23 protein-coding genes are annotated in these 25,475 nt (G+C 56.5%); 8 read left to right on the forward strand and 15 right to left on the reverse strand.

Annotated features, from left to right (window positions below; translation table 11 throughout):
- Positions 1-55 precede the first annotated feature (55 nt).
- The 9 genes from FHW71_RS04825 to FHW71_RS04865 form a co-directional block, all read right to left on the reverse strand.
- Positions 56-1,648: a sensor domain-containing diguanylate cyclase gene (locus FHW71_RS04825; protein WP_179449919.1), complete on the reverse strand. Its 1,593-nt coding sequence runs from the start codon at positions 1,646-1,648 to the stop codon at positions 56-58.
- Between the two features lie 165 nt (positions 1,649-1,813).
- Positions 1,814-2,644: a phosphodiesterase gene (locus FHW71_RS04830; protein ID WP_179449917.1), complete on the reverse strand. Its 831-nt coding sequence runs from the start codon at positions 2,642-2,644 to the stop codon at positions 1,814-1,816.
- Between the two features lie 106 nt (positions 2,645-2,750).
- Positions 2,751-3,734, reverse strand: coding sequence for an ABC transporter ATP-binding protein (locus tag FHW71_RS04835; RefSeq protein WP_179449915.1), 984 nt, complete (start codon positions 3,732-3,734; stop codon positions 2,751-2,753).
- Complete coding sequence (locus FHW71_RS04840) at positions 3,731-4,543, reverse strand: ABC transporter permease subunit (protein ID WP_008108344.1); 813 nt, start codon at positions 4,541-4,543, stop codon at positions 3,731-3,733. Before FHW71_RS04840 ends, FHW71_RS04835 begins: the two co-directional genes overlap by 4 nt.
- Entirely contained in the window at positions 4,540-5,403 is an 864-nt protein-coding gene (locus FHW71_RS04845) for an ABC transporter permease (RefSeq protein ID WP_179449913.1), read from the reverse strand. Before FHW71_RS04845 ends, FHW71_RS04840 begins: the two co-directional genes overlap by 4 nt.
- Positions 5,403-6,416 (reverse strand): ABC transporter substrate-binding protein, encoded by a 1,014-nt coding sequence (locus tag FHW71_RS04850; RefSeq protein WP_179449910.1) that lies wholly within the window; start codon positions 6,414-6,416, stop codon positions 5,403-5,405. The genes FHW71_RS04845 and FHW71_RS04850 overlap by 1 nt, the downstream gene beginning before the upstream one ends.
- Entirely contained in the window at positions 6,413-7,438 is a 1,026-nt protein-coding gene (locus tag FHW71_RS04855) for a substrate-binding domain-containing protein (RefSeq protein WP_179449907.1), read from the reverse strand. Before FHW71_RS04855 ends, FHW71_RS04850 begins: the two co-directional genes overlap by 4 nt.
- A 126-nt stretch (positions 7,439-7,564) precedes the next feature.
- Entirely contained in the window at positions 7,565-8,173 is a 609-nt protein-coding gene (locus FHW71_RS04860) for a DsrE family protein (RefSeq protein ID WP_008108337.1), read from the reverse strand.
- 23 nt (positions 8,174-8,196) lie between these two features.
- Positions 8,197-8,802 (reverse strand): DsrE family protein, encoded by a 606-nt coding sequence (locus tag FHW71_RS04865; RefSeq protein ID WP_008108336.1) that lies wholly within the window; start codon positions 8,800-8,802, stop codon positions 8,197-8,199.
- Positions 8,803-9,442: 640 nt separating this feature from the next.
- Between FHW71_RS04865 and FHW71_RS04870 the strand changes: the two genes are divergently transcribed.
- Complete coding sequence (locus tag FHW71_RS04870; protein ID WP_179449903.1) at positions 9,443-10,906, forward strand: M48 family metallopeptidase; 1,464 nt, start codon at positions 9,443-9,445, stop codon at positions 10,904-10,906.
- Between the two features lie 109 nt (positions 10,907-11,015).
- Positions 11,016-11,363 carry an arsenate reductase (glutaredoxin) gene (gene arsC, locus FHW71_RS04875; protein WP_179449901.1) on the forward strand — a complete coding sequence of 116 codons (348 nt, stop codon included), beginning with the start codon at positions 11,016-11,018 and terminating at the stop codon, positions 11,361-11,363.
- Here the strand turns inward: arsC and hda are convergent.
- The 3 genes from hda to upp all read right to left on the reverse strand — a co-directional run bounded on the left by hda (position 11,360) and on the right by upp (position 14,255).
- Entirely contained in the window at positions 11,360-12,061 is a 702-nt protein-coding gene (hda, locus tag FHW71_RS04880) for a DnaA inactivator Hda (protein WP_036649513.1), read from the reverse strand. The genes arsC and hda overlap by 4 nt on opposite strands.
- A 93-nt stretch (positions 12,062-12,154) precedes the next feature.
- Entirely contained in the window at positions 12,155-13,438 is a 1,284-nt protein-coding gene (uraA, locus tag FHW71_RS04885) for a uracil permease (RefSeq protein WP_154181602.1), read from the reverse strand.
- A 190-nt stretch (positions 13,439-13,628) separates the two neighbouring features.
- Positions 13,629-14,255: a uracil phosphoribosyltransferase gene (upp, locus tag FHW71_RS04890; protein WP_008108331.1), complete on the reverse strand. Its 627-nt coding sequence runs from the start codon at positions 14,253-14,255 to the stop codon at positions 13,629-13,631.
- A 229-nt stretch (positions 14,256-14,484) separates the two neighbouring features.
- On the opposite strand from upp, the gene purM reads away from it, so the two are divergent.
- Together purM and purN are read left to right on the forward strand one after the other, a co-directional pair.
- Positions 14,485-15,525, forward strand: a complete 1,041-nt coding sequence (gene purM / locus FHW71_RS04895; protein ID WP_061718439.1) for a phosphoribosylformylglycinamidine cyclo-ligase — start codon at positions 14,485-14,487, stop codon at positions 15,523-15,525.
- The gene (gene purN, locus FHW71_RS04900) at positions 15,522-16,160 is read left to right on the forward strand and encodes a phosphoribosylglycinamide formyltransferase (RefSeq protein WP_179449899.1); all 639 of its coding nucleotides are present in this window, start codon (positions 15,522-15,524) and stop codon (positions 16,158-16,160) included. Before purM ends, purN begins: the two co-directional genes overlap by 4 nt.
- Before the next feature lie 43 nt (positions 16,161-16,203).
- Here purN and pstB read toward each other — a convergent pair whose 3' ends face one another.
- From pstB to FHW71_RS04915, 3 genes are read right to left on the reverse strand one after another with little or no spacing between them, the layout of a single operon-like run.
- The gene (pstB, locus tag FHW71_RS04905) at positions 16,204-16,971 is read right to left on the reverse strand and encodes a phosphate ABC transporter ATP-binding protein PstB (protein ID WP_008108328.1); all 768 of its coding nucleotides are present in this window, start codon (positions 16,969-16,971) and stop codon (positions 16,204-16,206) included.
- 11 nt (positions 16,972-16,982) lie between these two features.
- Positions 16,983-18,581 (reverse strand): phosphate ABC transporter permease PstA, encoded by a 1,599-nt coding sequence (pstA, locus tag FHW71_RS04910; protein ID WP_179449897.1) that lies wholly within the window; start codon positions 18,579-18,581, stop codon positions 16,983-16,985.
- Positions 18,578-20,671 (reverse strand): ABC transporter permease subunit, encoded by a 2,094-nt coding sequence (locus tag FHW71_RS04915; protein ID WP_179449895.1) that lies wholly within the window; start codon positions 20,669-20,671, stop codon positions 18,578-18,580. The genes pstA and FHW71_RS04915 overlap by 4 nt, the downstream gene beginning before the upstream one ends.
- A gap of 182 nt (positions 20,672-20,853) precedes the next feature.
- On the opposite strand from FHW71_RS04915, the gene ppk1 reads away from it, so the two are divergent.
- The 4 genes from ppk1 to FHW71_RS04935 all read left to right on the forward strand — a co-directional run bounded on the left by ppk1 (position 20,854) and on the right by FHW71_RS04935 (position 25,413).
- Positions 20,854-22,914, forward strand: coding sequence for a polyphosphate kinase 1 (ppk1, locus tag FHW71_RS04920; RefSeq protein ID WP_008108325.1), 2,061 nt, complete (start codon positions 20,854-20,856; stop codon positions 22,912-22,914).
- A gap of 5 nt (positions 22,915-22,919) precedes the next feature.
- The gene (ppx, locus tag FHW71_RS04925; RefSeq protein ID WP_179449893.1) at positions 22,920-24,446 is read left to right on the forward strand and encodes an exopolyphosphatase; all 1,527 of its coding nucleotides are present in this window, start codon (positions 22,920-22,922) and stop codon (positions 24,444-24,446) included.
- 27 nt (positions 24,447-24,473) lie between these two features.
- Entirely contained in the window at positions 24,474-25,073 is a 600-nt protein-coding gene (gene tehB / locus FHW71_RS04930) for a tellurite resistance methyltransferase TehB (RefSeq protein WP_036649510.1), read from the forward strand.
- Between the two features lie 154 nt (positions 25,074-25,227).
- The gene (locus FHW71_RS04935) at positions 25,228-25,413 is read left to right on the forward strand and encodes a YfgG family protein (protein WP_008108322.1); all 186 of its coding nucleotides are present in this window, start codon (positions 25,228-25,230) and stop codon (positions 25,411-25,413) included.
- The last annotated feature ends 62 nt before the right edge of the window (positions 25,414-25,475 follow it).

A 25,475-nucleotide genomic window follows, 5' to 3' on the forward strand; every position in this document is an offset into this window, starting at 1 on the left:
AAACATCCTTGATACTAAAAATGTGGTCGCCATGAATGGCGACCCTACAAAAAACTTAGTGTGTAATGCTACTGACCAACGCATCCTGGCCGGAGATCATCACGCAGTTGCGTCCGGCATTTTTCGCCTGATAGAGCGCGGCATCGGCCTGCTTGAGACTCTGCTCCTGCGAACCACTTTCCGGCTGCCAGTCGGCAATGCCCACCGACAGCGTGACATTGCCGACCTGATCGATCCAGTTTTCCGCAATGCTGACACGCACACGTTCAGCCAGAATACGCGCATCTTCAACCGAAGTCGCAGGCAGCAGCATCAGAAACTCTTCCCCGCCGTTACGGCACACCACATCGGTTTGACGTGCGCTGCTGCGTAAGGTTCGCGCCACATGTTTAATGACTTCATCACCGACGTCATGACCAAAGGTATCGTTGACCCGTTTGAAGTGATCGATATCCAGCGCCAGCACCGAGAACGGTTGACGCATGGTGGCGAAATAGTCGAGCACCGCGCTCAGGCCACGGCGGTTGAGCAGGTTGGTCATTGGATCGCTCTGCACTTCGGATTTCAGGCGACCAATTTTGTCCTGTACTAAACCAATGCCGGTAAGCAGCGCGCGTTTGACCTGCGCCGCTTCGAAATACCAGGCGCGAATACCGCCAATCTCGCTCGATACGCCTTGTGAATCCATCTGGCTGGCTTTACGCGCCAGTTGCCACAGCGGCAGCGCAATCAGACGCGCCAGAATCACCGCCACCAGCAAGGTCAGCAGCGCAAACGGCACCGAGTTTTTCAATACTTTCAGCAGTAAACCGGTGAGCGGTGCCAGCGTGACATCGGTGGGTTTCAGCGCCACCACCATCCAGCCGGTGGTCGGCACGATGGCGTAACCGGCCAGCTTAGGCACGTTCTCTTCCGTCAGTTGCACTTCACCGTTGCTTTTCTCTTCGCGCTGGCGATCGCTGACGATGCCCGGCACGCTTTTACCAATCAGCTGGCTGTTCTGGTGATAGAGCACCTGATTGTTGCGATCCAGCACGTAAACGTGGGTGCCATCGCGATAGAACTGCTCACCGAGCAGCGCGTTGAGGATGCTTTTCTTCTTCAGGTAAATGGTGCCGCCGACGTAGCCGAGGTAGCGTCCGTCTTTGCTCCAGATCGGCCAGGAGACAAACACAATCAGGTTATTGGCGGCGGAGATGCTGGGTTTGCTGACCATCGGCTGACGCTGCGCCAGCGCCTCACGCGAAGCCTGGCTGGTCAGCTGCATGCCTTTCAGCATCAGCGATTCGGGTGAAATGGCTTTCACGATGCCGTTGCTGTCCACAACTGCCACCGAGTTGAAGCTGTTGGTTTGCTCACGCAGGCGATTCACTTCCTGCTGCGACAGATCGGCATTATCAAAATCATTGCCTAACTGCGTCGCGCTGTAGTGCAGCTGCGACTGAGCCAGCTGAAAGAAGACCTCAGTGGTCGCCGCCAGTTTGGTAGCGTAGGCGCGATTGGCTTCGAGGGTGCTTTCGATCAGGACCATACGTTGCACGCGCCAGGTGGCGTACAAGGTGTTGGCAAGCGTGATGACGATGCTGGTGATCGCCAATAGCGCGATCAGCGTTCGCAGGTCAGTTTTTGGCCGCAGGCGCATTAACATGACGCGCCGGCCTTAGTGAATAGATTCATCAATATGTGTGCCTGACAGTCTTGTTATTGTTGGATGCACTTGCCCTGGTGAGCTAACGGGCGATTGTACACCCACAACGCAAATTGAGCACGAAGCATCCTGTCAGCCACACACAATTCTTTCTCTGCGCTGGCGCTAATCGATCAAACCGTTGGTATCGTAAAACGGCCACGGACCGGGATAATCGCCGATAGCACACAAATGCGTGCTCATGCCCTGCTGCGCATGCCAGCGATGCAGCAGGAAACCCGGCGGCTCCAGCACAAAATTGGCAGGGCCATTTTCGGCGAGATCAAACGCCACCTGATGCGATACGCCCGGCGCAACACAAGCCAGCGTACCGGCAAAACGCGCCTGCACCGAACGATGCAGATGGCCGCTCAGCACGCGTTCCACCTGCGGATGACGCTGGATAATCGCCGCCAGCGCCGCCGGATTGCGCAGCGGTTGGTTATCCATATGTTCTATGCCGCAGAGAAACGGCGGATGATGCAGCATCACCAGCGTCGGCAACTGCGGCTGGCGCTGCAACTGCTCATCAAGCCACTGCAGCTGCGCTTCATCCACATAGCCCCACGGCTGCTGCGGCACGCTTGAATCGAGCGCCAGCAGTTGCACGCCTTTTACCTGCATTTGCCAGTTCAGGGTTTCACCGCGCTGCAGATAGTGATGATCCGGGAATGCCGCACGCAGCGCCTGACGATCGTCGTGGTTGCCTGGCATCAGCAAAAATGGCAGCTGCAGCTGGCGCAGCGCCTGCTTCAACGTTTGATACTCTTCTGCCGTGCCGAAATCGACCAGGTCGCCGGTAATCACCACCATGTCCGGGCGCGGAGTAAGGCGGTTTAGCGTCTCGATGACCCGCAGCAGCGCGGCTTGGGTGTCGACTTTTTTGTAGGACAAACGGCCGTTGGCCTTGATGTGTAAATCGCTAATTTGCGCGATTAGCGTCATTGCTTCAGACACGAATTTTTTCCTTTAGATATGAAACGCCGGCCGGTCGCCATTAATGGCGACCCTACGACGGCACCGCACGCTTTTGTAGGGGCGCCATTTATGGCGACCGGGCCAATTAAGAGAACTGCAGCGCAGCGTCCTGCGCCAGCGTCCAGCTCACCGCTTGTCCGGCATGCCAGGCTTCACGTGCGTGGCGATCCACCTGAATCGGCGTGGCCAGCCCGATATCGATCATCAGCCGCTGCGACGCGCCCAAAAAGGTGCTGGCAACAATAAAGCCCTGACGCTGATAGCGATCATCGCTGGCCAGCAGCACATCTTCCGGGCGGCAGAAACGCTGCGGATTGCCGCGCGTATCGACATCTACGCAGTTAATCGCGCCAACAAAATCGGCGACAAATTTTGATGCCGGATGCTGATAGATGTTCTGCGGCGTATCGATTTGCACCAAACGTCCCTGCTCCATCACCGCGATACGGTCGCCGAGCGCCATCGCTTCCTGCTGATCGTGCGTCACGTAGACTGCGGTGATCGCCAGCTTCTTCAGCAGCGCGCCGATCTCCAAACGCAGACGATCGCGCAGGCGCGCATCCAATGCCGCCAGCGGCTCATCAAACAGCAGCACTTTAGGCCGCGCAGCTAATGCGCGCGCCAGCGCCACACGCTGCTTCTGCCCGCCGGAGAGTTTGTCGATGCTGCGCTGTGCCAGCGCGGTGAGATCCACCAGCGCCAGCATCTCCTGCACGCGCGCTTCGCGTTCGGCACGCGCCACGCCCTGCACTTTCAGGCCATACGCCACGTTCTCGGCCACATTGAGATTCGGGAACAGCGCGTAGTTCTGGAACACCATGCCGACGTTGCGTTTTTCAATCGGCAACGCGGTAACATTGCGATCGTCAAACCACACTTCGCCGCCGACGTCGCAGCTCTCCAGCCCACTGATAATGCGCAGCGTGGTGGTTTTGCCGCAGCCGGAGGGCCCTAGCAACACCAGCGTTTCGCCGGGATGAACGGTGAGATCGAGCGGTTGCAGCGCCTGATGATGATTAAAGTGACGTGCGCAGCCGCGCAGCGTCACGGTAACGGCCGCAGAATTCATGCTGCCTCCTTGTGTTGGCGCGAAACCGCGCGGTTAAGCCAGTGATTCACGGCATTGAGCATCAGCAGCAGCGGCAGAATCATCAGAATGAAAATCAGCGTGTAGGCGGAACCCACTTCCAGCCGCATCGAGGCGTAGCTGTCGGCGAGGCCAACCGGCAAGGTTTTAGTCAGCGGCGTGTGCAGCATCCAGGTGATGTTGAATTCGCCCACCGATAGCGTGATCACCATGAAAGCACCGGCGAGAATGCCGTTGCGGCAGTTCGGCACCACCACGGTAAAGAAGCGCTGCCACAAGCTGGCGCCGAGACTAGCCGAGGCTTCTTCCAGACGCGGCATATCCACCGCCTGCATCACCGCCAGCACCGGCCGCATCATAAACGGCAAGGTAAACAGCACGTGACCAATCAGAATAAACAGCCAGCTATCGCGCAGGCCGGAAAACTGACCGTAGAGCAGAATGATGCCAAGCGCGGTCGCCAGACCGGGCAGCGCCACCGGTAGCATCAAACACTCTTCAATACGCGCCGCCCAGCGGCCCGGCGCTTTCAACAATCCCCACGCGGCGGGAACGCCAATCACCAGCGTGAGCAACAGGCAGAACAGCGCGATCAGCAGCGACAGCCAGAAGGTATCGGCGTACATCTGCCACACTTGCTCCACCCACTTCAGCGTGAAGCCGCTGCGCAGGCCGATAAAATAGTTATTGGTGACGCCCGCCAGCATCGACAGCACCACCGGCACGATCATAAACAGCGCGGTGATGGCGGTGATCAACAGTTGCAGGCTAAACAGTCCACGACGTTTCATGATTGCGCTTCCTTAGCCTGCGCCAGACGGCGCGCCAGCATCAGCGCCAGCCAGGCGAATCCGCCCATCAACACCGACAGCGCAGCGGCGGTGGCAAAGTTGGCGTAGTTGGTAAACTCGCCGTAAATGGTCAGCGGCAGCACCGCTAAATCGGTGCCGAGCGTAAAGGCGGTGCCAAAGGCGCCCATGCTGGTAGCGAAGCACAGCGCGCCGGTAGAGAGCAGCGCCGGTTGCAGGCCCGGCACAATCACATCCCAGGTGATGCGCCACTGGCTGGCACCAAGGGAACGCGCCGCTTCTTCCAGCGAGCGATCGAGTTTTTCACTGGCCGCCACCAGCGTGATGATGGCGCGCGGCAGCGAGAAATAGAGGTAACCGATAAACAGCCCCGCCAGCGAATAGGCCAGCGTCCAGCGCTCATGCACCAGGCTCATGCTGATTTGCGCCAGCAATCCCTGACGCCCGGCCAGCATCACCACCAGAAAACCCACCACCACACCGGGAAACGCCAGCGGGAAAGTCAGCAACGCCAGCAAGGTGCCGCGCCCGGTAAAGCGCTGACGCGCCAGAAAACAACCGACGATAGCGGCAATCAGTAACGTCACCAGCGTCACCGCCAGCGACAGCAGCACGGTGTTCAGCAGGCTCAGCAGATAGTGCGGCTGGGTGATCACCGTCCAGTAACCGCTGTGCTGGGTGCTGCGATCGTCCTGCATGCCGATTTGCAACAAACGGGCAAACGGCAGCAGCCAGAAAGCGCAGAAGAACAGCAGCGCGGGCAGCGTCAGCCACAGCCAGCGGCTGCCCGGTTGCGTACGAATCTGGCGGCGCGAGGCCGCCAGGGTGTCAGCCATCGACATTAACGAATCTCGCTCAGGTATTTCGCCGAGAAGGCTTTCTGCGCATCGGCCATCTGCTGATAGTTCACGGTTTGCGCGCGCGCATAATCGCTGTCTGGCAGGAAGAATTTCTTCGCCTCTGCGGACATCGCCGAGGTGCGCACCGGACGCAGGAAGGCATTGGCCCAAATCGCCTGACCTTTATCCGACAACACGTAGTCGATCACTTTCTTGCCGTTGTCTGCGTGCGGCGCGTTCTTCACCAGGCTGATAACGTACGGCACCGTTACCGTGCCCTCTTTCGGAATCACAAAGGCGACATTGGCGCGATCTTTATATTTGGCGCGATAGGCGTTGAAGTCGTAGTCGAGCAGGATTGGAATCTCACCGGAGATCAGGCGCGCATAGGCGGTCTGCTTCGGTACGATCGGCTGGTTTGCCTGTAGTTTTTTGAACCAGGTCAGCGCAGGCGTGAAGTCATTCATATTGCCGCCCTTCGCCTGGTTGACCGCTACGGCCGCCACGTAACCGACAAACGCACTGGCCGGATCGAGGTAGCCGATCATCCCTTTGTATTCTGGCTTCAGCAGATCGTCCCAGGATTGCGGCACCGGCGCGCCGCCCAGCGCATCGACGTTAACCATAAAGCCCATGGTGCCGGAGTGCAGCGCCACCCATTTGCCGTCGGGATCTTTCATTCCGGCTGGGATTTCGTCCCAATGCGCGGGCTTATAGCTGCTGATGACACCGGCGCTGTCCGCCTGGATGCCAAAACTGACGCCGTAATAAACCACATCTGCCACCGGATTACCCTTCTCCGCCACCATTTGCGCCAGCGCCTGGCCGGAGTTTTTGTTGTCCTGCGGCACCTGAATCCCGGTGTCTTTGGCAATGGCGCCAAGCTGGGTTCCCCAATCCGCCCACTCGGGAGGACAGTTGTAGCAAATCGCCGTCTCAGCGGCCTGGGTGAAACTACTGAACAGCGAACCGGCGGTCAGTGCGAGCGCCCCAGCAATGATGGTGACTTTTTTCATGATGGTTCCCTGATGTTGGCAATTGAAGAAAAAGCGGTTGCTGGCGCAGCGATGCTTTCGCCGCTGCGCAACCGATGCGCCAGTACGCGGGTACCGCGGCTGGCTTGTTGTAACAACATGTCGATGGCACCCGCGCCGAGCATGTCGGCGGGTTGCGTTACGCTCGCCAGCGACGGCGCGATTTGCTCGCCGATATCGATGCCATCAAAACCCATTACCGACAGCTGCTGCGGAATGCGCACACCGGCGCGCGCCGCCGCACCAATCAGGCTGATGGCGAGCAGATCGTTAGTGCAAATCACCGCGCTCAGCGGCGTGCCGCCACTCAGCTGCGGCTGCAGCAGCGCGAAATCAGATTGGGTATGGCTGGGCATTTCAATCACCGGCAGCGCGTCGAGTCCGGCTTGTTGCATCGCATCGCAATAGCCTTGATAGCGCAGACGTGCGCGATCCGATTGCAGCATCGGCCCGGCCACCATGCCGATGTGGCGATGACCGAGATTCAGCAGATGTTGAGTGGCTTCTTGCATCGCCTGACGGTTATCGACGCAAATGGCCGGCCAATGGGTTTCCTGCGGCACGTTGTGCGTCAGGACAAACGGCATGCTGGCTTGATGCAGCGTATGCAGGATGGCGCTGTTATCGGCGTCGGCAACGGTAAGAACCAAACCGGCAACACGCTGATTCAGCATGTGCTCGACAATCGCCGCTTCGCGCTCTGGCTGATAATCACTGGTTGCCACCAGCAGACCGTAACCGGCGGCACGCGCCTGCCGCTCCATCGCTTGCAGTTGGCGGGCGAAGATCGGATTGAGCAGCGACGGCAGCAGCACGCCGAAGGTGGTTGAACTCTGGGTACGCAGTTGGCGGGCAATGTGATTGGGGCGAAAGCCGAGCTGCTCGGAGGCGCTCAACACTTTTTCCAGCGTGTCAGCACGCAGCAGATGCGGATCAGAGAATGCGCGTGCAGCGGTGGCGCGAGAAACGCCAGCCAGTTTGGCCACGCTGATTAAATCGGACATGTTCGCCTCGTAAAGTGCCAATGAGATCGATCTCATTGGCGCTTAAACTAGCGGCGAACTGTGACAGCAACATCGCGGATAAATGACAGCGAGATGACAGCAGCGCGAACTGCTGTCAGGCAGGCATTACAACATCAGGAAGGCGTAACCTTCGTTTTGCAGCGACGCCACGGTGGTGCCGCTCGACAGCGTGTGAGTAACGCGCGTATCAATCCAGTCACGTTCCAGCTGATGGAAAGCCACCGACTGATCGCAAATAGTCACCTTCACGCCGGCTTTTCTCAGCTCATCAATTAGCTTGAGATTCGGGTTATCGGTGCCGTACGCTTTGCGGAACTGATCGTTGTTCAGCGCAGCAGGAACCGCATCGCTGTTGATCGACACCACAAACTTCAGCTGATCTAGCGGTACGCCCGCCGCGTAATAAAGGTTGGTGACGCGCGCCACGCGCTCCAGCCCCAGGTTGGCCTGATGAATATCCCCTTCATTACGGTTGATCTGAAAGACGATTTTATTGCTCAATCCTGGCGTGGTGGCCGGATTGTAGTCCGGCACACTCACATAATGGATTTTGCCGTAGCCGTCGATCGCCGGCGTGCTCCAGAAGTCAGCCGGTTCGGTTTTCTTGTCGGCAAATTTATCGCTGACCTTGTCGACCAAATCGGGCAGTTGTAATACATTGCCGCCGACAAAACCTGCCAGGGCCGCAATAACGATATAGGATGCTGGACGCATTTCACTTCTCCTGTGCCTGAGATTTACATCTGTAAGAGTGCATAACCCTGATTTTCCAGCGTCGACACGGTGGTCGGGCTGGAGAGTGCATGAATCACCGATGGGTCAATCCACTCTTTCGGGAAGTGATGGAACGCCACCGACTGATCGCACACTGAAACTTTCACGCCCAACTTATTCAGCGCGCCAATCAGCGCCAGATTAGGGTTGTCCGCTTTGTAGAACTGCTGGAAATGCGCGTTATCCAGCATCGCAGGCGTGGCATCGCCGGTAACTGACACCACAAAGTGCAGGTCGTCGGCCGGTACGCCCGAAGCGATATAGAGATTCACCACGCGCGCGACACGTTCAAGACCAAGATTTGGCCGCGTCATCTCTCCTTCACTTTTGGTGATTTGAAACACCACTTTGTTGCTTAAACCGACCACCGGTTTGAAGGCGGCATCCGGCTCGTAATGGATTTTGCCGTAGCCGTCGACGGCCGGCGTGCTCCAGAAACCGTCGGGATCGGTAGGTTCGGCAGAAAAATGGCTGACAACACGCTGATATAAGTCATCACCTTTGCTCACGGTGGCGCCAACAAAGCCACCGACAATCGCGATAAGGGCGTATGAGACTACAGAACGCATAAAAACTCTCCGGCATGCACTGCGCGTCAATTCACAGTCCGTTTGAATAAAGTGCCTTATCTATACCACAGCGTGAGCAGGGCAAAAGTCCTGTAGTGACGGGCTGTCCGGCTGAATGGTTGCGTGCAAAATAATTAGTAGGGTTAATTGAAAAAAGCTTTCGATTGACGCTTTGGCAGGAGTTGAGAAAAGAGTGGATGTGAAATTGTGACCATTATCCAGAAGGGATAAGTTTACGTGCGTTTAAAATCCGTCCAACAATTACTGTGCAAAATGCCCTTAACACCATAATCACGATTAAAATCACTGATGGATAGCGCGGGCCAACAGCGCTGATTTGCCTCTTCTTTTCAGAGTAAACCTGGAAAAGTTCATGCCAGGCTCAATAATTTTGAGCAACTTTACGTAACTTTAACTTTTTCCGGTTAAGAAGCCTGTTTATCTCGCTGCAGCCTATTCAATTTTTTGCTGCAATTTCGTCGCGCTGTAACCATTTTTTCATTTATACCCCATCAAGCTTCGTCATTTGCTTGTTGCAGCAGTCTGGTTAAGATAGAGCGCGTTACGCAAATGGAAAATAGTGCAGAACATTTGAACCACTTACCTGTCCAATTTCGGGTGACTTTTACAGGATCAAGGCATGTTTAACCGGTTGAAAAAATCATTGCTGGCGGCCCTTATTCCTACGCTGCTGCTGACGCCTGCGCTGAGTGCGCGCGCTGACGTCAGCGATACGCTGCCCGACATGGGCACCACAGCAGGTTCGACGCTCTCGATTAATCAGGAACTGCAGATGGGCGACTTCTACGTGCGCCAGCTGCGCGCCAGTGCGCCTCTGATTAACGATCCGCTGTTGAATCAATATATTAATGAGCTCGGTCAGCGTCTGGTGGCGCATGCCAACTCGGTACGCACGCCGTTTCACTTCTTTTTGATCCAGAACGATGAACTCAACGCCTTCGCCTTCTTTGGCGGCAACGTGGTGCTGCATTCGTCGCTGTTCCGCTACACCGATAACGAAAGCCAACTGGCATCGGTGATGGCGCACGAAATCTCGCACGTCACGCAGCGCCATCTGGCGCGCGCCATGGAAGAGCAGCGACGCAATGCGCCGCTGACCTGGGTGGGCGCATTGGGGTCGATTCTGCTGGCGATGGCCAGTCCGCAAGCGGGCATGGCGGCCCTGACCGGTACGTTGGCAGGCGCGCAGCAAGGCATTATCAGCTTTACCCAGGGCAACGAGCAGGAAGCCGACCGCATCGGCATTCAGGTGCTGCAACGCGCCGGCTTCGATCCGCAAGCGATGCCGACTTTCCTGCAGAAGCTGGCGGATCAGAGCCGCTTCTCCTCCAAGCCACCGGAAATTTTGCTGACGCACCCGTTACCCGACAGCCGACTGGCCGATGCGCGTAACCGCGCCAACCAGATGCGTCCGGTGGTGGTGCAGTCGTCGCAGGATTTCTACATGGCGAAAGTGCGTTCGCTCGGCATGTACGCCACCGGCCGCAATCAGCTGACCGATGACCTGCTGAACGAATACGCCAAAGGCAACGTGCGCGAGCAGCAGGCGGCGCAGTACGGCAAAGCGGTGCAGTTCCTGCAGGCTAAAAGCTTTGAAAGCGCCAAACGCGTGATCGCCCCGCTGCTGGCGAAGCAGCCGGATAACGTCTGGTTCCTCGATATCATGACCGACATCGACATCGGCCTGAACCAGCCGCAGCAGGCGATTGCCATGCTGACCAGCGCCAAAGGCAGCAGCACCAATCCGGTGCTGCAACTGAACCTGGCTAACGCCTATGTCGAAGCGAAACAGCCGGCCAACGCCAGCCGCATCCTCAATCGCTATACCTTTGCGCATCCGGACGATGTTAACGCCTTTGATCTGCTGGCGCAGGCTTCGGCGGCGCAGGGTTTACGGGATGAAGAACTTTCAGCGCGCGCTGAAGGTTTGGCGCTCAACGGCCAGCTTGATCAGGCGATCTCTACCTTGAGCAGCGCCAGCGCCCAAGTACCGCTCGGCAGCCTAAAACAAGCGCGCTATGACGCCCGCATCGATCAGTTCCGTGAACTGCAGAAGCGTTTTAAGGTGTATCAGAAAGGGTAATTTCCCCGGTGCGCATAAATGCGCACCCTACAAAACCCACATCGAACACGCGTAGGGCCGCCATTTATGGCGACCGCCGGTTTCAACAGATCAAAGGAATGCCCAAACTATGATCAGCATTTATCACAACCCGCGCTGCAGCAAGAGCCGCGAGACGCTGGCGCTGTTGCAGGAGAAAGGCATCGAGCCCGAAGTGGTGCTCTATCTCGAAACGCCACCCGACGTGCCAACGTTAAAACGTCTGCTGAAACAACTCGGCATGCACAGCGCGCGCGAACTGATGCGCCGCAAAGAGGATCTGTATAAAGAGCTGGCTTTGGCGAATAGCGAGTTAAGCGAGGATCAACTGCTGCAGGCGATGGTGGATCATCCGAAACTGATCGAACGCCCAATCGTGATCAATGGCGAACAGGCGCGCATTGGTCGTCCGCCAGAAGCGGTGCTGGAGATTCTCTAAAGCTCCAGCGCTTCTTTAACAAAGGGAATGGTAAGTTTGCGCTGGGCGCTGATTGAGGCGCGATCAAGACGATCCAGCGTATCAAACAGCGTGCGCATCTCACGGTCGAGGCGTTTCAGCAGAAAGCGCCCGACATCTTCCGGCAACTCAAAACCACGCAGCCCAGCGCGCAGCTGCATCGCCTGTAATTTGTCGTCATCCGAGAGCGGCTGCAAACGGTAAATTTGCCCCCAATCGAGGCGTGATGCCAAATCCGGTAAGCCGAGATTGAGCTGGCGCGGCGGTCGATCGCCGGTAATCAGCAAACGCGTTTTACCGATTTCCAGAATGCGGTTGTAGAGATCAAAGATCGCCATTTCCCACTCCGGATCGCCTGCAATGCATTCGATATTATCGATGCACACCAGCGCCAGATTCTCCATCCCTTCCAGTACTTCCGGTACAAACCACGTGCGCTTATCCAGCGGCACATAGCCCACCGCTTCGCCGCGCGCCGAGAGTTCCGCACAGGCTGCGTGCAGCAGATGACTGCGGCCACCGCCTTCGCGCGACCAGAAATAGAGATAGCTACCGTGTTGCTGAGAGAGTGCGCCTTGCAGCGCCGCCAGCAGAGACGTGTTTTCCCCCGGCCAGAAACTGGCGAAGGTTTCATCATCGGGTAAATAGAGTGGCAATGAGAGCTGTGCCGGCGTGTTCAGAAGTACCTCAACGGATGAGCGGGCAGAAAACCGCGCAAGTTTATCACGATCTTTGCCGGAGATGAACCGGGCTTCCCTGCCCGGCTAAAAGCCTTAACTTTCGCGCTTCTCTTCAGCGTCCAGCACCACTTCTTCCGGACGTAATACGCTGATTAAACGGAAGATCAAAGCCAGGCCGACACCAACGATGGTTGCCAGCGCCATGCCTTTCAGCTCGGCCGCACCGATATGCACTTTGGCACCGCTCACGCCAATGATCAGGATCACCGAGGTCAGGATCAGGTTCTGCGCCTTGTTGTAATCCACTTTAGATTCGATCAATACACGAATACCGGACGCGCCGATCACGCCGTACAGCAGCAGCGAAACGCCGCCCATCACCGGCACGGGAACCGCCTGAATCGCCGCCGCCAGTTTGCCAACGCAGGAGAGCAGAATGGCAAAGATCGCCGCGCCGCCAATTACCCAGGTGCTGTAGACGCGGGTAATCGCCATCACGCCGATGTTCTCGCCGTAAGTGGTGTTCGGCGTGGAGCCGAAGAAACCGGAGATCATGGTGGATAATCCGTTGGCGAACATCGAGCGGTGCAGGCCCGGATCGCGGATCAGATCTTTCTTCACGATGTTGGCGGTAACCACTAAGTGACCCACGTGCTCGGCAATCACCACCAGCGCGGCCGGCAGAATGGTCAGCATCGCTACCCACTCAAAACGCGGCGTGTAGAAGGTTGGCAGCGCAAACCACGGTGCATTTTCCACCGCGGTCCAGTCCACAATCCCCATCATGTAAGAGAGCGCATAGCCCACCAACACGCCGACTAAAATCGGGATGATGGCGAGGAAACCACGGAACAGCACTGAACCAAACACGGTCACCGCCAACGTCACCATCGAGATGATCACGGTTTTGCTGTCTGGCGAGGTGCCGTCAGCGGGCAGTAAACCTGCCATATTCGCCGCCACGCCCGCCAGTTCCAGACCGATAACCGCGACAATCGCGCCCATCGCCGCCGGTGGGAACATCACATCAAGCCAGCCGGTACCGGCTTTCTTGACGATCAGCGCCACAATGCAGAACAGCAAACCGCAGAGTATAAAACCGCCCAGCGCCACTTCGTAACCCAGCGGCAACAGCAGCAGCACCGGCGAAATAAAGGCAAAGCTCGAACCGAGATAAGCCGGGATTTTGCCTTTACAGATAAACAGATAGAGCAGTGTTCCAACGCCGTTAAACAGCAACACCGTGGCCGGGTTGATGTGGAACAGAATCGGCACCAGCACAGTTGCGCCAAACATGGCGAACAGATGCTGCAAGCTGAGTGGAATGGTTTGTAAAAGCGGTGGGCGTTCGCTAACGCCGATTGCACGACGAGTCATTATTATCCCCTATCCTCTTCGTTCTTCGAGCCATGGCTGCGTTGGCTGCTCTCGTTCACCCGAATCACTTACTTAAGTAAGCTCATCGGGATGAACTCGTTTGCCGCCTTGCCCTGGCTCGAATAACTCGAGGATGACAATGTTGTGTTTTTGCCAAAAAAAAGCCGACTCTCTGGCCGGCTGGTTTCTTTTATTTGGTTCCGAAAATCTTGTCCCCGGCATCGCCGAGTCCAGGAATGATGTAGCCCTTCTCGTTCAGTCCCTGATCGATTGATGCGGTGTAAAGCTCCACATCCGGATGCGCTTTCTCCAGCGCGGCAATACCTTCAGGTGCGGCCACCAGCACCAGCACTTTAATGCTGGTACAACCGGCTTTCTTCAGCAGATCGATAGTGGCGATCATTGAACCACCGGTTGCCAGCATCGGGTCGACCACCAGCGCCAGGCGCTCTTCAATGTTCGACACCAGCTTCTGGAAATACGGCACCGGCTCCAGCGTCTCTTCATCACGATACACACCAACCACGCTGATGCGCGCGCTTGGTACGTGCTCGAGCACACCTTCCATCATGCCGAGGCCAGCACGTAGAATCGGAACTACAGTGATTTTTTTACCTTTGATCTGATCGATTTCAACCGGACCATTCCAGCCTTCGATGGTGACGCGCTCGGTTTCCAGATCGGCGGTGGCTTCATAGGTCAGCAAGCTGCCCACTTCCGAGGCCAGCTCGCGGAAACGCTTGGTGCTGATATCATGCTCACGCATCAGGCCCAGTTTATGTTTGACCAGCGGGTGTTTGACTTCCACGATCTTCATGATTGTTCTCCCGGAATTGAGTTGAGCTAAAAAAAATCGCCGGATTATACCGCCTTTTCGCCGCTGCGCCACATGTCATCGGTCAATAGCCTGCGTCATCTAAGGATTGGCGAAAATATGAGGCTATGCAAAGGCAGCATGAGATGGGACTCGCAAACGTTTGCCTGCGCTGTTAGAATTGCCGCGCTTAATTTTTGCCACCAACCGCAACTCGCGTGGGGATTCCGCAGTGACCGACAAAACCTCTCTCAGCTACAAAGACGCCGGTGTTGATATCGATGCTGGTAACGATCTGGTTGACCGTATTAAAGGCGTAGTGAAAAAAACCCGCCGCCCGGAAGTCATGGGTGGATTGGGCGGATTCGGCGCGCTCTGTGCGCTGCCGCAGAAGTACCGCGAGCCTGTGCTGGTCTCCGGAACCGATGGCGTCGGCACCAAGCTGCGTCTGGCGATGGATCTCAAACGCCATGACAGCATCGGCATCGACCTGGTCGCCATGTGTGTTAACGACCTGATTGTTCAGGGTGCTGAGCCGCTGTTCTTCCTCGATTATTACGCGACCGGCAAGCTGGATGTGGATACCGCTTCATCGGTAATCACCGGCATCGCCGAAGGTTGCTTGCAGTCGGGTTGTGCGCTGGTCGGCGGTGAGACCGCTGAAATGCCAGGCATGTACCACGGCGAAGATTACGACGTGGCGGGTTTCTGCGTCGGCGTGGTGGAAAAATCAGAAATCATTGACGGTTCGAAAGTGCAGGACGGCGACGTGCTGATCGCGCTGGGTTCCAGCGGTCCACACTCGAACGGTTATTCTCTGGTGCGCAAGATTCTTGAAGTCAGCCAGACCGATCCGGCCACCAAACAGCTGGATGGCAAATCACTGGCCGATCACCTGCTGGCGCCAACCCGCATCTATGTGAAAAACATCCTTAGCCTGATCGAACAGGTTGATGTGCATGCGATTTCGCATCTGACCGGCGGCGGCTTCTGGGAAAACATCCCACGCGTTCTGCCAGACAACACCCAAGCGGTGCTGGAAGAGAGCAGCTGGCAGTGGCCGTCTGTGTTCAGCTGGTTGCAGCAGGCGGGCAACGTTAGCCGTCACGAAATGTATCGCACCTTTAACTGCGGCGTGGGCATGGTGATTGCACTGAGCCCGGCAGAAGCCGATAAAGCAGTACAGCTGATGAGCGACGCGGGCGAAAAAGCATGGAAAATCGGTGTGATTAAAGCGTCTGATTCTGAAGAGCGTGTGGTTATTAATCCATGAAAAAACTGGTTGTACTGATCTCCGGCAACGGAAGCAATCTTCAGTCCATCCTCGACGCTTGCGCAAGCGGGCGTATCAACGGCAGCGTCGCTGCCGTTTTCAGTAATAAAGCCAGTGCCTATGGTTTAATGCGCGCGCAGGAAGCCAATGTCCCGCCGCATGCGTTAGCTGCCAGTGATTTTGCCGACCGCGAAGCCTTTGATCGCCAGCTAATGCAGGAGATTGATGCTTACGCGCCGGATCTGGTGGTGCTGGCCGGTTATATGCGCATCCTCAGCAGCGCTTTTGTCGCGCACTATCACGATCGTCTGGTGAATATTCATCCGTCGCTGTTGCCGAAATATCCGGGCTTGCACACGCATCGTCAGGCGTTGGAAAACGGCGACGAAGAGCATGGCACTTCAGTGCACTTTGTCACTGACGAGCTGGATGGCGGACCGATTATTTTGCAGGCGCGCGTGCCGGTGTTTGCTGGCGACAGCGAAGACGAAATCAGCGCGCGCGTGCAGCATCAGGAACACGCGATCTATCCGCTGGTGATCAGCTGGTTTGTTGATGGGCGTTTGCAGATGCGTGAGGGTAAAGCGTGGCTGGATGGTCAGCCGTTGCCGCCTGAAGGATATGCACACGACTAATGTAGGGTCGCCATTTATGGCGACCTTCATCACGTCCGCACCATCACCCAAACCGTCCCGTAATGTAATCTTCGGTACGCCGCGCTTTTGGCGAGGTGAAGATACGATCGGTTTCGTCAAACTCAACTAATTGTCCGTTATGCATAAACGCGGTGTAATCCGACACGCGCGCCGCCTGCTGCATATTGTGCGTCACTAACACCAGCGTGAAATGCTGCTTCAGCGTGGTCATCAACTCCTCGATCACCAGCGTTGAGATCGGATCAAGTGCCGAGGTGGGCTCATCCAGCAACAATACTTCCGGCTCAATGGCAATGGCACGCGCAATCACCAAACGTTGCTGCTGGCCGTTAGAGAGCGTTAAGGCGTTCTGCCCCAGCTGATCTTTCACTTCGGCCCACAAGGCCGCCGCACGCAGCGCACGCTCACAGGCTTCATTCAACACGCGACGGTCGCGCACGCCCTGCAAGCGCAGGCCGTAAACCACGTTTTCGTAAATCGATTTAGGAAACGGATTTGGCCGCTGGAATACCATGCCAATGCGGCGTCGCAGCGCGGGAAGATCCTGATTCGCCTGCATCACCGCGTAATCATCCAGCAGAATCTCACCCTCAATGCGGCAGCGATCGATCACATCATTCATGCGATTAAAGCAGCGCAGCAGCGTCGATTTGCCGCAGCCGGAAGGACCAATCAACGCCGTGATGCGGTTTTTCGGGATCTGCAGATCAATGTTATTCAGCGCCTGGCGTTCGCCATACCACAGCGACAGCTGATTAACGCGAAGGGCAATGTCGTAATCGGGCGTCATCAGAAACCTTTTTAGTGCGTCATAAGCCGGTAACGCTCACGCAGCCGATGGCGCAGCGCCATCGCCAGCAAATTGAGCGACAGGATGATCACCACCAGCAGCAAAGCGGTGGCGTAAACCAGCGGTCGATCAGCATCGATATTGGGACTCTGGAACGCCAAATCGTAGATCTGAAAACCGAGGTGCATGAATTTACGATCGAGGTGCAGATAAGGGAACACCGCATCAACCGGCAGCTCTGGCACCATTTTCACCACGCCCACCAGCATCAGCGGCGCGGTTTCTCCGGCCGCACGCGCCACCGCCAGAATCAGGCCGGTGAGCATGGCGGGTACCGCCAATGGCAGCACCACGCGCCACAACGTTTCCGCCTGGGTTGCGCCCAGCGCCAGCGATCCCTGACGCAGATTATCCGGAATGCGCGACAATCCCTCTTCTGTGGCAACAATCACCACCGGCAGCGTCAGCAGCGCCAGCGTCAGCGCGGCCCACAGCAAGCCCGGCGTACCAAAAGTGGGATTGGGTAAGGCGCTGGAGAAGAACAGCTGGTCGATGGTGCCGCCAATCAGCCAGACAAAGAAACCGAGGCCAAACACGCCATAAACGATCGACGGCACGCCCGCGAGATTCACCACCGCGATGCGCACCAGCCGCGTCAGCGCATTGCGTCCGGCGTATTCGTGCAACCAAACCGCAGCGATGACGCCGAGCGGCATGACGATGATCGACATCAACAGCACCATCAGCACGGTGCCAAAAATTGCCGGAAACGCCCCGCTTTCGCCGCCACCGGAAGTCGGTGAGTCGCTGACGAATTGCCAAATCTGGCTGAAGAAGTGCAGCGTTTTGTTGGTTAATGTCATGGCATTCGGATACCACGCATCAACCACCTGCGCCAACGGGATGGTGTGATCCACGCCGTTCACATCGCGCAGCACCAGCGTATCGCGCTGACTTTCGTGCTGCAGATGGGTTAACTGCTGCGCCAGCGCGTTGGAGCGGCGCTGTAACGCCGTGCGATTGGCATCAAACTCGGACTGCACTTCCAGAGTGAAGCTGCCGTTACGCTGCTGCTCATCGGCCTGCTGCTGCAGGCTTTCCAGCTGTGCATTGAGGCGCGCCATCTTGATGCGACGGATGTTACTCGCCTGGCGAAGTTGCTCATGTACCTGCTGCAAACGCTGATGCAGCAAGGCATCGCGGCTTTGCGCGGTCATCACTTCATTATCCTGGCGCAGCTCTATCAGCCAACCATAAGCATTGCCGCCGTTGCGGCGCTGTAGCACCAACACATCGACAGGACGACGGGTTTTCGCCTCGCCCTGGCTGTAAAGCACACGGAAATCCGGCGCGGCAAAGTCACGGTTACCGGTTTTCACCACATAGCGCCACTGTTCGCCCTGCTGCTGCTTTTGCAAGGTTTCGCCTAGCACCATCACCGCACTGCCTTCCGGCGGCTGGAACTGATATTGATCGACCGGCTGCGGCCAGAAAGCGCGCACGCCCTGCCAGCCGAGCAAACCAATCAGTAAGGTAAACGCCAGCAGGCAAACCGCGACAGCTCCGGCGGTGAGCCAGCGCCAGCGATCGTTCTGTTTCATCGCCGTCATCCGTGGCCCTCATGCTGGCTGTAACGTTGACGCAGGCGCTGACGAATCAACTCGGCGATGGTGTTGATCACCAACGTGAAGATCAACAGTATCAACGCGCTAAGGAACAGAATGCGGTAATGCGCGCTTCCCGCTGCGGCTTCGGGCATCTCAATGGCAATGTTGGCGGAGAGCGCACGCAGACCAGCAAATAAGCCGCCTTCGCTGACCGGCGTATTGCCGGTGGCCATCAGCACAATCATCGTCTCGCCGACGGCGCGTCCAAAGCCAATCATCAAGGCGGCAAAGATGCCCGCCGAGGCGCCCGGCAGCACCACACGCGTCAGGGTTTGCCACGGCGTGGCACCCAGCGCCAGCGAGCCCTGCCCGAGCGCGCCCGGCACGCTAAACAGCGCATCTTCCGATAAGGTGAAAATCAGCGGCACCAGCGCAAAACCCATCGCCAGCGCAGCGACTAATAGGTTGCGCTGTTCGTAATGGGCTAAACGCTCGCCAATTTCCGGCCACAACAGCGTCGGCAGCCATAGCGTTAACAGCGTAACCACAAGCAATACCGGCAGCAGCAGAATCACTTCAAAGCCGGGACGTCGCCAGCTGGCAGGCAAACGCGGACTGAGCACGCCGCACAACAGTAAGGTGGCCGCCAGCACCAGCGGCAGCAGCAACACGCCAACCAGCGCGGTGCTGATGTGCGGTGCCAGCCACACGCCAGCGATCAAACCAATCACCACGCTTGGCAGCGCGCCCATCATTTCGATAGCGGGCTTCACCCAGCGACGTAAACCCGGCGACATAAACCACGCGGTATACATCGCGGCGGCCAGCGCCAGCGGCGTGGCGAACAACAGCGCCAGACTGGCGGCTTTCAGCGTGCCCAGCACCAGCGGCATCAGGCTGAACTTGGCTTGATAGCTGTCGCCCGCTGCGGTGGATTGCCATACCCAATCGGCCTGCGGATAGTTTTCGTACCAGATTTTCTGCCACAGGTTACGCCAGGTGAAGTCCGGCCACGGATTATCTAAAGCAAACTGCTGCCATTCCCCGGCGCGTTCAATGATCAAGGCATCACCACGCGGCGCGAAGGCCAGCGCCTGAATGCCCGTCGCCAGCTGACGCGCTAAGATCGCGCCCTGCTGCTTGCTGGCGAACAGCTGAACCTTGCCCTGCGCATCGTAAGTGGCAAACACGCGGCGCTGCGGTTCCGGCGTGATGCCGCGCGCCTGCTGGCTGCCGTTGAAGGTGTGAATCTGTTGCAGACGCGGCCCTTTATCACTGGCGATAGCGAACCATTGCTGCACGCCCTTTGCATCCTGAATCAGCAAAGTTCGTCCACCGGCCAACATATGCAGGCTTTGCGGCGGCAGATTGAGGGTTTGGGTTTCGCGTAGCTGCGCGCCATCCGGCGTGATTTGCCACACGCGCAGCAAACGCCCGCTGCTGGCGTAAAGCAAGGTGCCATCCGGCGACAACAGCAGATGATCGGCCTGCTGCTGCGGCAACAGGATCTGATTCACTTTTTGCTGATTTTCCAGCGTGAGCAGGCTGATGCCAGCTGCAGTTTGCGCAGCAATCAACCATTGATGGTCGTTGAGCGACGTCAGCGCCATGTTACTGACCGGGCCTTGCGGCAAGCGCAGCGGACGATCGCCCAGCGGGAAACCCCATTCGCCGCTGCCGTTGCGGATAACCGGTTGCATTAACAGCAGTTCGCCCTGCATATTGAGCAGCACGCTGCGGTTATCAAAGCTTACGATCGCCGCATCGGGCTTGCCATTCAGCGCCAGTGCCGGTGCCGCGGGTTGACCATCGAGCGGAATAAAGCGCGCTTCGTTGCGGCTAATGCGCCAGCCCAAATGGCCGTCGCTGCCCATCGCCAGCATCGGGGATTTGTCCCACAGCTGAATATTGGTGGTGGCATGCATCCCTGGCGCGCTAAACAGCGGCAGCACCACCCAGATCAGCCAGAAGAACAGCAGTAACATCAGCAGCAAAATTCCCACGCCGCAAGCTGTGACAACGCGGCGCACTAAATTATCAGTGGCGCGTCGACGACGGTCGCTAAAGTGGACGGGAATACGATTTATGCTCATGCAGGCCAGGTTACCGGTGGAAACAAGTCGCTATGTTGCCCGTAGCTGATTGATAAGACAACCTTTGACGTTGGACAAGCCTGCCATACTCTCGCCATAATGGTGACGGACACTGAGCGGTAACGCATTTTTGTGCATTTTCCGCCGGACATTCCGTCCAGCATCAGCATCTCGGAGTCAGAATGGGTCAGGATAAGCTGTATATAGAAAAAGAATTAAGCTGGTTAAGCTTCAATGAACGTGTGTTACAGGAAGCCTCGGATAAAAGTAATCCGCTGATTGAGCGCATGCGCTTTCTGGGAATTTATTCCAATAACCTCGAAGAGTTCTATAAAGTCCGTTTTGCCGATCTCAAGCGGCGGATTCTGATCAGCGAAGAGCAAGGCAAACCGACCTCTTTGCGACATTTGTTAAAGAAAATTCAGCTGCGGGTACAGAAGTCGGATCAGGAGTTTGATGCGCTGTATAACGATCTGCTGCTGGAAATGGCGCGTAATCAGATCTTCCTGATTAACGAACGTCAGCTGTCACCGAATCAGCAAGAGTGGCTGCGCTACTACTTCAAACATCAATTACGCCAGCACGTTACGCCGATTCTGATTAACCATGACACCGACCTGATCGAATTCCTGAAAGACGATTACACCTATCTGGCGGTGGAGATCATTCGCGGCGACGATATTCGTTATGCGCTGCTGGAGATTCCGTCGGATAAAGTGCCGCGCTTTATTAACCTGCCGGCTGAGTCGCCACGTCGCCGCAAACCAATGATTCTGCTAGATAACATCCTGCGCTATTGCCTTGATGAAATTTTCAAAGGCTTCTTCGATTACGATACGCTGAATGCCTATTCGATGAAGATGACGCGCGATGCCGAATACGATCTGGTAACAGAAATGGAATCGAGCCTGCTGGAGCTGATGTCCTCGAGCCTGAAGCAGCGTCTCAATGCCGAGCCGGTACGTTTCGTTTATCAGCGCGATATGCCGGATGCGATGGTGGAAATGCTGCGCCATAAGCTGTCGATTTCGAATTACGATTCGATTGTGCCCGGCGGCCGCTACCATAACTTTAAAGATTTCATCGGCTTCCCGAACGTCGGCAAAAGCAATCTGGAAAACCGTCCGCTGCCGCAGATTCGTCACATCGGTTTTGACGGCTTCCGCAACGGTTTCGACGCCATCCGTAATCGCGATGTGCTGCTCTACTATCCGTATCACACCTTTGAGCATGTGCTGGAGCTGCTGCGTCAGGCCTCGTTCGACCCGAACGTGCTGGCGATTAAGATCAACATTTACCGCGTAGCAAAAAACTCGCGCATCATGGATGCGATGATTCACGCCGCCTATAACGGTAAGAAAGTCACGGTAGTGGTGGAACTGCAGGCGCGCTTCGATGAAGAGGCCAACATCCGCTGGGCGAAACGCCTGACCGAAGCGGGCGTGCATGTGATCTTCTCCGCGCCAGGTCTGAAAATTCACGCCAAGTTGTTCCTGATTTCGCGCCGTGAAGGCGAAGAAATAGTGCGTTATGCGCATATCGGTACCGGGAACTTCAACGAAAAAACCGCGCGCATTTATACTGACTATTCATTGCTGACCGCCGATGCGCGCATCACCAATGAAGTGCGCCGCGTGTTCAACTTCATTGAGAATCCGTATCGCCCGGTGACCTTCGAGCATCTGCTGGTATCACCGCAGAACTCGCGCGACATGCTGTATAAATTCATTGATGCCGAGATCGCCAACGCGCAGCAAGGCAATCCTGCTGGCATTACATTGAAGATCAACAACCTGGTGGATAATGGTTTAGTTGATCGGCTGTATGCCGCCTCGTCGGCAGGCGTGAAAGTGAATTTGCTGGTGCGCGGTATGTGTTCGCTGATCCCCGATTTACCGGGCATCAGTGAAAATATTCGCATTACCAGCATCGTTGACCGCTATCTCGAGCACGACCGCGTCTATATTTTTGAGAACGGCGGCGAGAAAAAGGTGTTCCTCTCTTCCGCGGACTGGATGACGCGTAACATTGATCACCGCATTGAAGTTGCCGTGGCGATTCTTGATCCACGCGTGAAGCAACGCATTCTGGACATTATCGCCATTCTGTTTAGTGATACGGTGAAAGCCCGCATCGTCGATAAAGAGCTGAGTAATCGTTATGTGCCGCGCGGCAACCGTAAAAAGGTGCGTTCGCAGCTGGCCATTTACGACTACATCAAGAAACTGGAACAACCCGAATAACGCCTATGCCAATCTCACATAAAAGTACGCCGAAACCTCAAGAATTCGCGGCAATCGACCTCGGCTCGAACAGCTTCCATATGGTCATTGCCCGCGTGGTGGATGGCGCTTTGCAAGTGCTGGGACGCCTGAAACAGCGCGTGCATCTTGCCGATGGGCTGGATGCGCACAATCGCCTGAGCGAAGAAGCGATTGAGCGCGGGCTAAGCTGTCTGGCGTTGTTCGCCGAACGTTTGCAGGGCTTCAGTGCCGCCAACGTGACGATCGTCGGTACGCACACGCTGCGTATCGCCAGCAACGCCGAAGAGTTCTTGCAGCGCGCGGCTGAAGTGATTCCCTATCCGATCGAAGTGATTTCCGGCAACGAAGAAGCACGTTTGATCTTCATGGGCGTGGAACACACGCAGCCGGAAAAAGGTCGCAAGCTGGTGATTGATATCGGCGGCGGTTCAACTGAACTGGTGATTGGTGAAGACTTTGAGCCACAGCTGGTAGAAAGCCGCCGCATGGGCTGCGTTAGCTTCGCCAATCTGTTTTTCTCGAAAGGGGAAATCACGCCCGAAAACTTCCGCCGTGCGCGCCTCTCCGCTGCGCAAAAGCTGGAAACCATGGCGTGGCAATATCGTCTGCACGGCTGGCAATATGCGCTGGGCGCTTCGGGCTCCATCAAAGCGGCCTGCGAAGTGCTGCTGGCGATGGGCGAAAAAGAGAAGCTGATTACGCCGGAAACGCTGGAGTTACTGACCACCGAAGTGCTGAAGCATAAGTCGTTCAACGCGCTGAGCCTGCCAGGCTTGTCGGAAGAGCGTAAAGCGGTGTTTGTGCCGGGTTTAGCGATTTTGTGTGGCGTGTTTGATGCGTTAGCGATTCGCGAACTGCGTCTTTCTGACGGCGCACTGCGTGAAGGCGTGCTGTATGAGATGGAAGGCCGTTTCCGCCATCAGGACATCCGCAGCCGCACTGCGCAAAGTCTGGCCAATCACTACGCGATTGATAGCGATCAGGCGCGCCGCGTGCTGGAAACCACCGAGAAGCTTTATCTCCAGTGGCAGGAGCAGAATCCAAAGCAAGCCAATCCACAACTGTCGGCGCTATTAAAGTGGGCCGCGCTGCTGCATGAAGTGGGATTGACCATCAATCACAGCGGCATGCAGCGCCATTCGGCCTACATCCTGCAAAACTCCAACATGCCGGGCTTTAATCAGGATCAACAGATGCTGTTGGCGACGCTGGTACGTTATCACCGCAAAGCGGTGAAGCAGGATGAGATGCCGCGTTTCACCTTGTTTAAAAAGAAACAGTTTCTGCCGATGGTATTCCTGTTGCGTCTGGGCACGCTGCTGAATAATCAGCGCCAGGCGACTACCAAACCGGATTCGCTCAAGCTGAGCACCGATGATGGCCACTGGACGCTGACCTTCCCTGCCGGCTTCCTCAGCCAGAATACGCTGGTGCAGCTGGATCTGGAGCGTGAGCAAGCCTACTGGAATGATGTCACCGGCTGGAAACTGATGCTGGAAGAAGAGGAGTAAAGCGGGCAGCTGGCCCGCAATCTGGTTATGACTACACGCCCCGATAACTATTACGCTGAAAAATACGGTCTCACGCCGACCCATTCTGAAGTGCTGGCGGCCCTGCCACATCTTGAGGTGGGGAAAGCGCTGGATTTGGGCTGCGGCCAGGGCCGCAATAGCCTGTTTCTCAATCAGCATGGCTTTGAGGTGACGGCCTGGGACAGCAATCCCGCCAGCCTGGAACGCCTGAACAGCATCATTGCGGAAGAGAATCTGCAGAACATTCACACCGAGCTTTGCGATCTCAATAGCGTGCGGTTCAACGGCGCCTATCAATTTGTGCTGTCGACCGTGGTGATGATGTTCCTGCAACCGGCAACCATTCCCCAGCTGATTGCCGATATGCAGGCCAGCACGCGTAAATATGGCTACAACCTGATTGTGGCGGCGATGGATACCGATGATTATCCCAATACGCAAAATTTCCCGTTTGCGTTTAAATCCGGTGAGCTCAGCCACTATTACCGCAACTGGCACATCGTGAAGTACAACGAAGATGTCGGTGAACTGCATCGTCGTGATGAAAACGGTAACCGTATTAAAATCCGTTTCGCCACGCTGCTGGCGCAGAAAGCCAGCTACTAAGCCAACGGCCGCCTTGCGCGGCCGTTACTTTGTCTGATGTCGATCAATCCGCCGCACCTTTTTTGCTCATTTTTCACACAGCGATTGCTTTAGCGATCCAAGTGTGACTAAATATTGCCTCCGCCCAACCGGGCAATTACAGGAACCACCCCGCGTGAACAGCGCTATCTCTGCACGAAGACGTCCCAAAACCGGTACCATGACCCGCGTGGTTTTACTGGTCAGCTTCTTAATTTTGTTCGGCCGCCTGCTTTTCATCATTCCCGGTGCTATTGAGCATCATCAGCAAAAGAAAGCCATCCCTGAACCGGTCACTCTGAGTACCAGTGATTCGCGCTAAATACTTTGCGGGTCGCCTGTCGCTGCTAAACATTGTCCTTTGAGACAATGCTGCTTTTTACG

Source organism: Enterobacter sp. Sphag1F (assembly GCF_014193275.1).
In the GTDB taxonomy this organism is placed as follows: domain Bacteria; phylum Pseudomonadota; class Gammaproteobacteria; order Enterobacterales; family Enterobacteriaceae; genus Pantoea; species Pantoea symbiotica.

What these genes read in the sequence shown, in the direction of transcription:
- FHW71_RS04825 (WP_179449919.1), bottom strand. Translation starts at nt 1,648, where the DNA reads ATGTTAATGCGCCTGCGGCCAAAAACTGACCTGCGAACGCTGATCGCG.
- FHW71_RS04835 (WP_179449915.1), bottom strand. Translation starts at nt 3,734, where the DNA reads ATGAATTCTGCGGCCGTTACCGTGACGCTGCGCGGCTGCGCACGTCAC.
- FHW71_RS04840 (WP_008108344.1), bottom strand. Translation starts at nt 4,543, where the DNA reads ATGAAACGTCGTGGACTGTTTAGCCTGCAACTGTTGATCACCGCCATC.
- FHW71_RS04845 (WP_179449913.1), bottom strand. Translation starts at nt 5,403, where the DNA reads ATGTCGATGGCTGACACCCTGGCGGCCTCGCGCCGCCAGATTCGTACG.
- FHW71_RS04850 (WP_179449910.1), bottom strand. Translation starts at nt 6,416, where the DNA reads ATGAAAAAAGTCACCATCATTGCTGGGGCGCTCGCACTGACCGCCGGT.
- FHW71_RS04855 (WP_179449907.1), bottom strand. Translation starts at nt 7,438, where the DNA reads ATGTCCGATTTAATCAGCGTGGCCAAACTGGCTGGCGTTTCTCGCGCC.
- FHW71_RS04860 (WP_008108337.1), bottom strand. Translation starts at nt 8,173, where the DNA reads ATGCGTCCAGCATCCTATATCGTTATTGCGGCCCTGGCAGGTTTTGTC.
- FHW71_RS04865 (WP_008108336.1), bottom strand. Translation starts at nt 8,802, where the DNA reads ATGCGTTCTGTAGTCTCATACGCCCTTATCGCGATTGTCGGTGGCTTT.
- FHW71_RS04870 (WP_179449903.1), top strand. Translation starts at nt 9,443, where the DNA reads ATGTTTAACCGGTTGAAAAAATCATTGCTGGCGGCCCTTATTCCTACG.
- arsC (WP_179449901.1), top strand. Translation starts at nt 11,016, where the DNA reads ATGATCAGCATTTATCACAACCCGCGCTGCAGCAAGAGCCGCGAGACG.
- uraA (WP_154181602.1), bottom strand. Translation starts at nt 13,438, where the DNA reads ATGACTCGTCGTGCAATCGGCGTTAGCGAACGCCCACCGCTTTTACAA.
- upp (WP_008108331.1), bottom strand. Translation starts at nt 14,255, where the DNA reads ATGAAGATCGTGGAAGTCAAACACCCGCTGGTCAAACATAAACTGGGC.
- purN (WP_179449899.1), top strand. Translation starts at nt 15,522, where the DNA reads ATGAAAAAACTGGTTGTACTGATCTCCGGCAACGGAAGCAATCTTCAG.
- pstB (WP_008108328.1), bottom strand. Translation starts at nt 16,971, where the DNA reads ATGACGCCCGATTACGACATTGCCCTTCGCGTTAATCAGCTGTCGCTG.
- pstA (WP_179449897.1), bottom strand. Translation starts at nt 18,581, where the DNA reads ATGACGGCGATGAAACAGAACGATCGCTGGCGCTGGCTCACCGCCGGA.
- FHW71_RS04915 (WP_179449895.1), bottom strand. Translation starts at nt 20,671, where the DNA reads ATGAGCATAAATCGTATTCCCGTCCACTTTAGCGACCGTCGTCGACGC.
- ppk1 (WP_008108325.1), top strand. Translation starts at nt 20,854, where the DNA reads ATGGGTCAGGATAAGCTGTATATAGAAAAAGAATTAAGCTGGTTAAGC.
- ppx (WP_179449893.1), top strand. Translation starts at nt 22,920, where the DNA reads ATGCCAATCTCACATAAAAGTACGCCGAAACCTCAAGAATTCGCGGCA.
- tehB (WP_036649510.1), top strand. Translation starts at nt 24,474, where the DNA reads ATGACTACACGCCCCGATAACTATTACGCTGAAAAATACGGTCTCACG.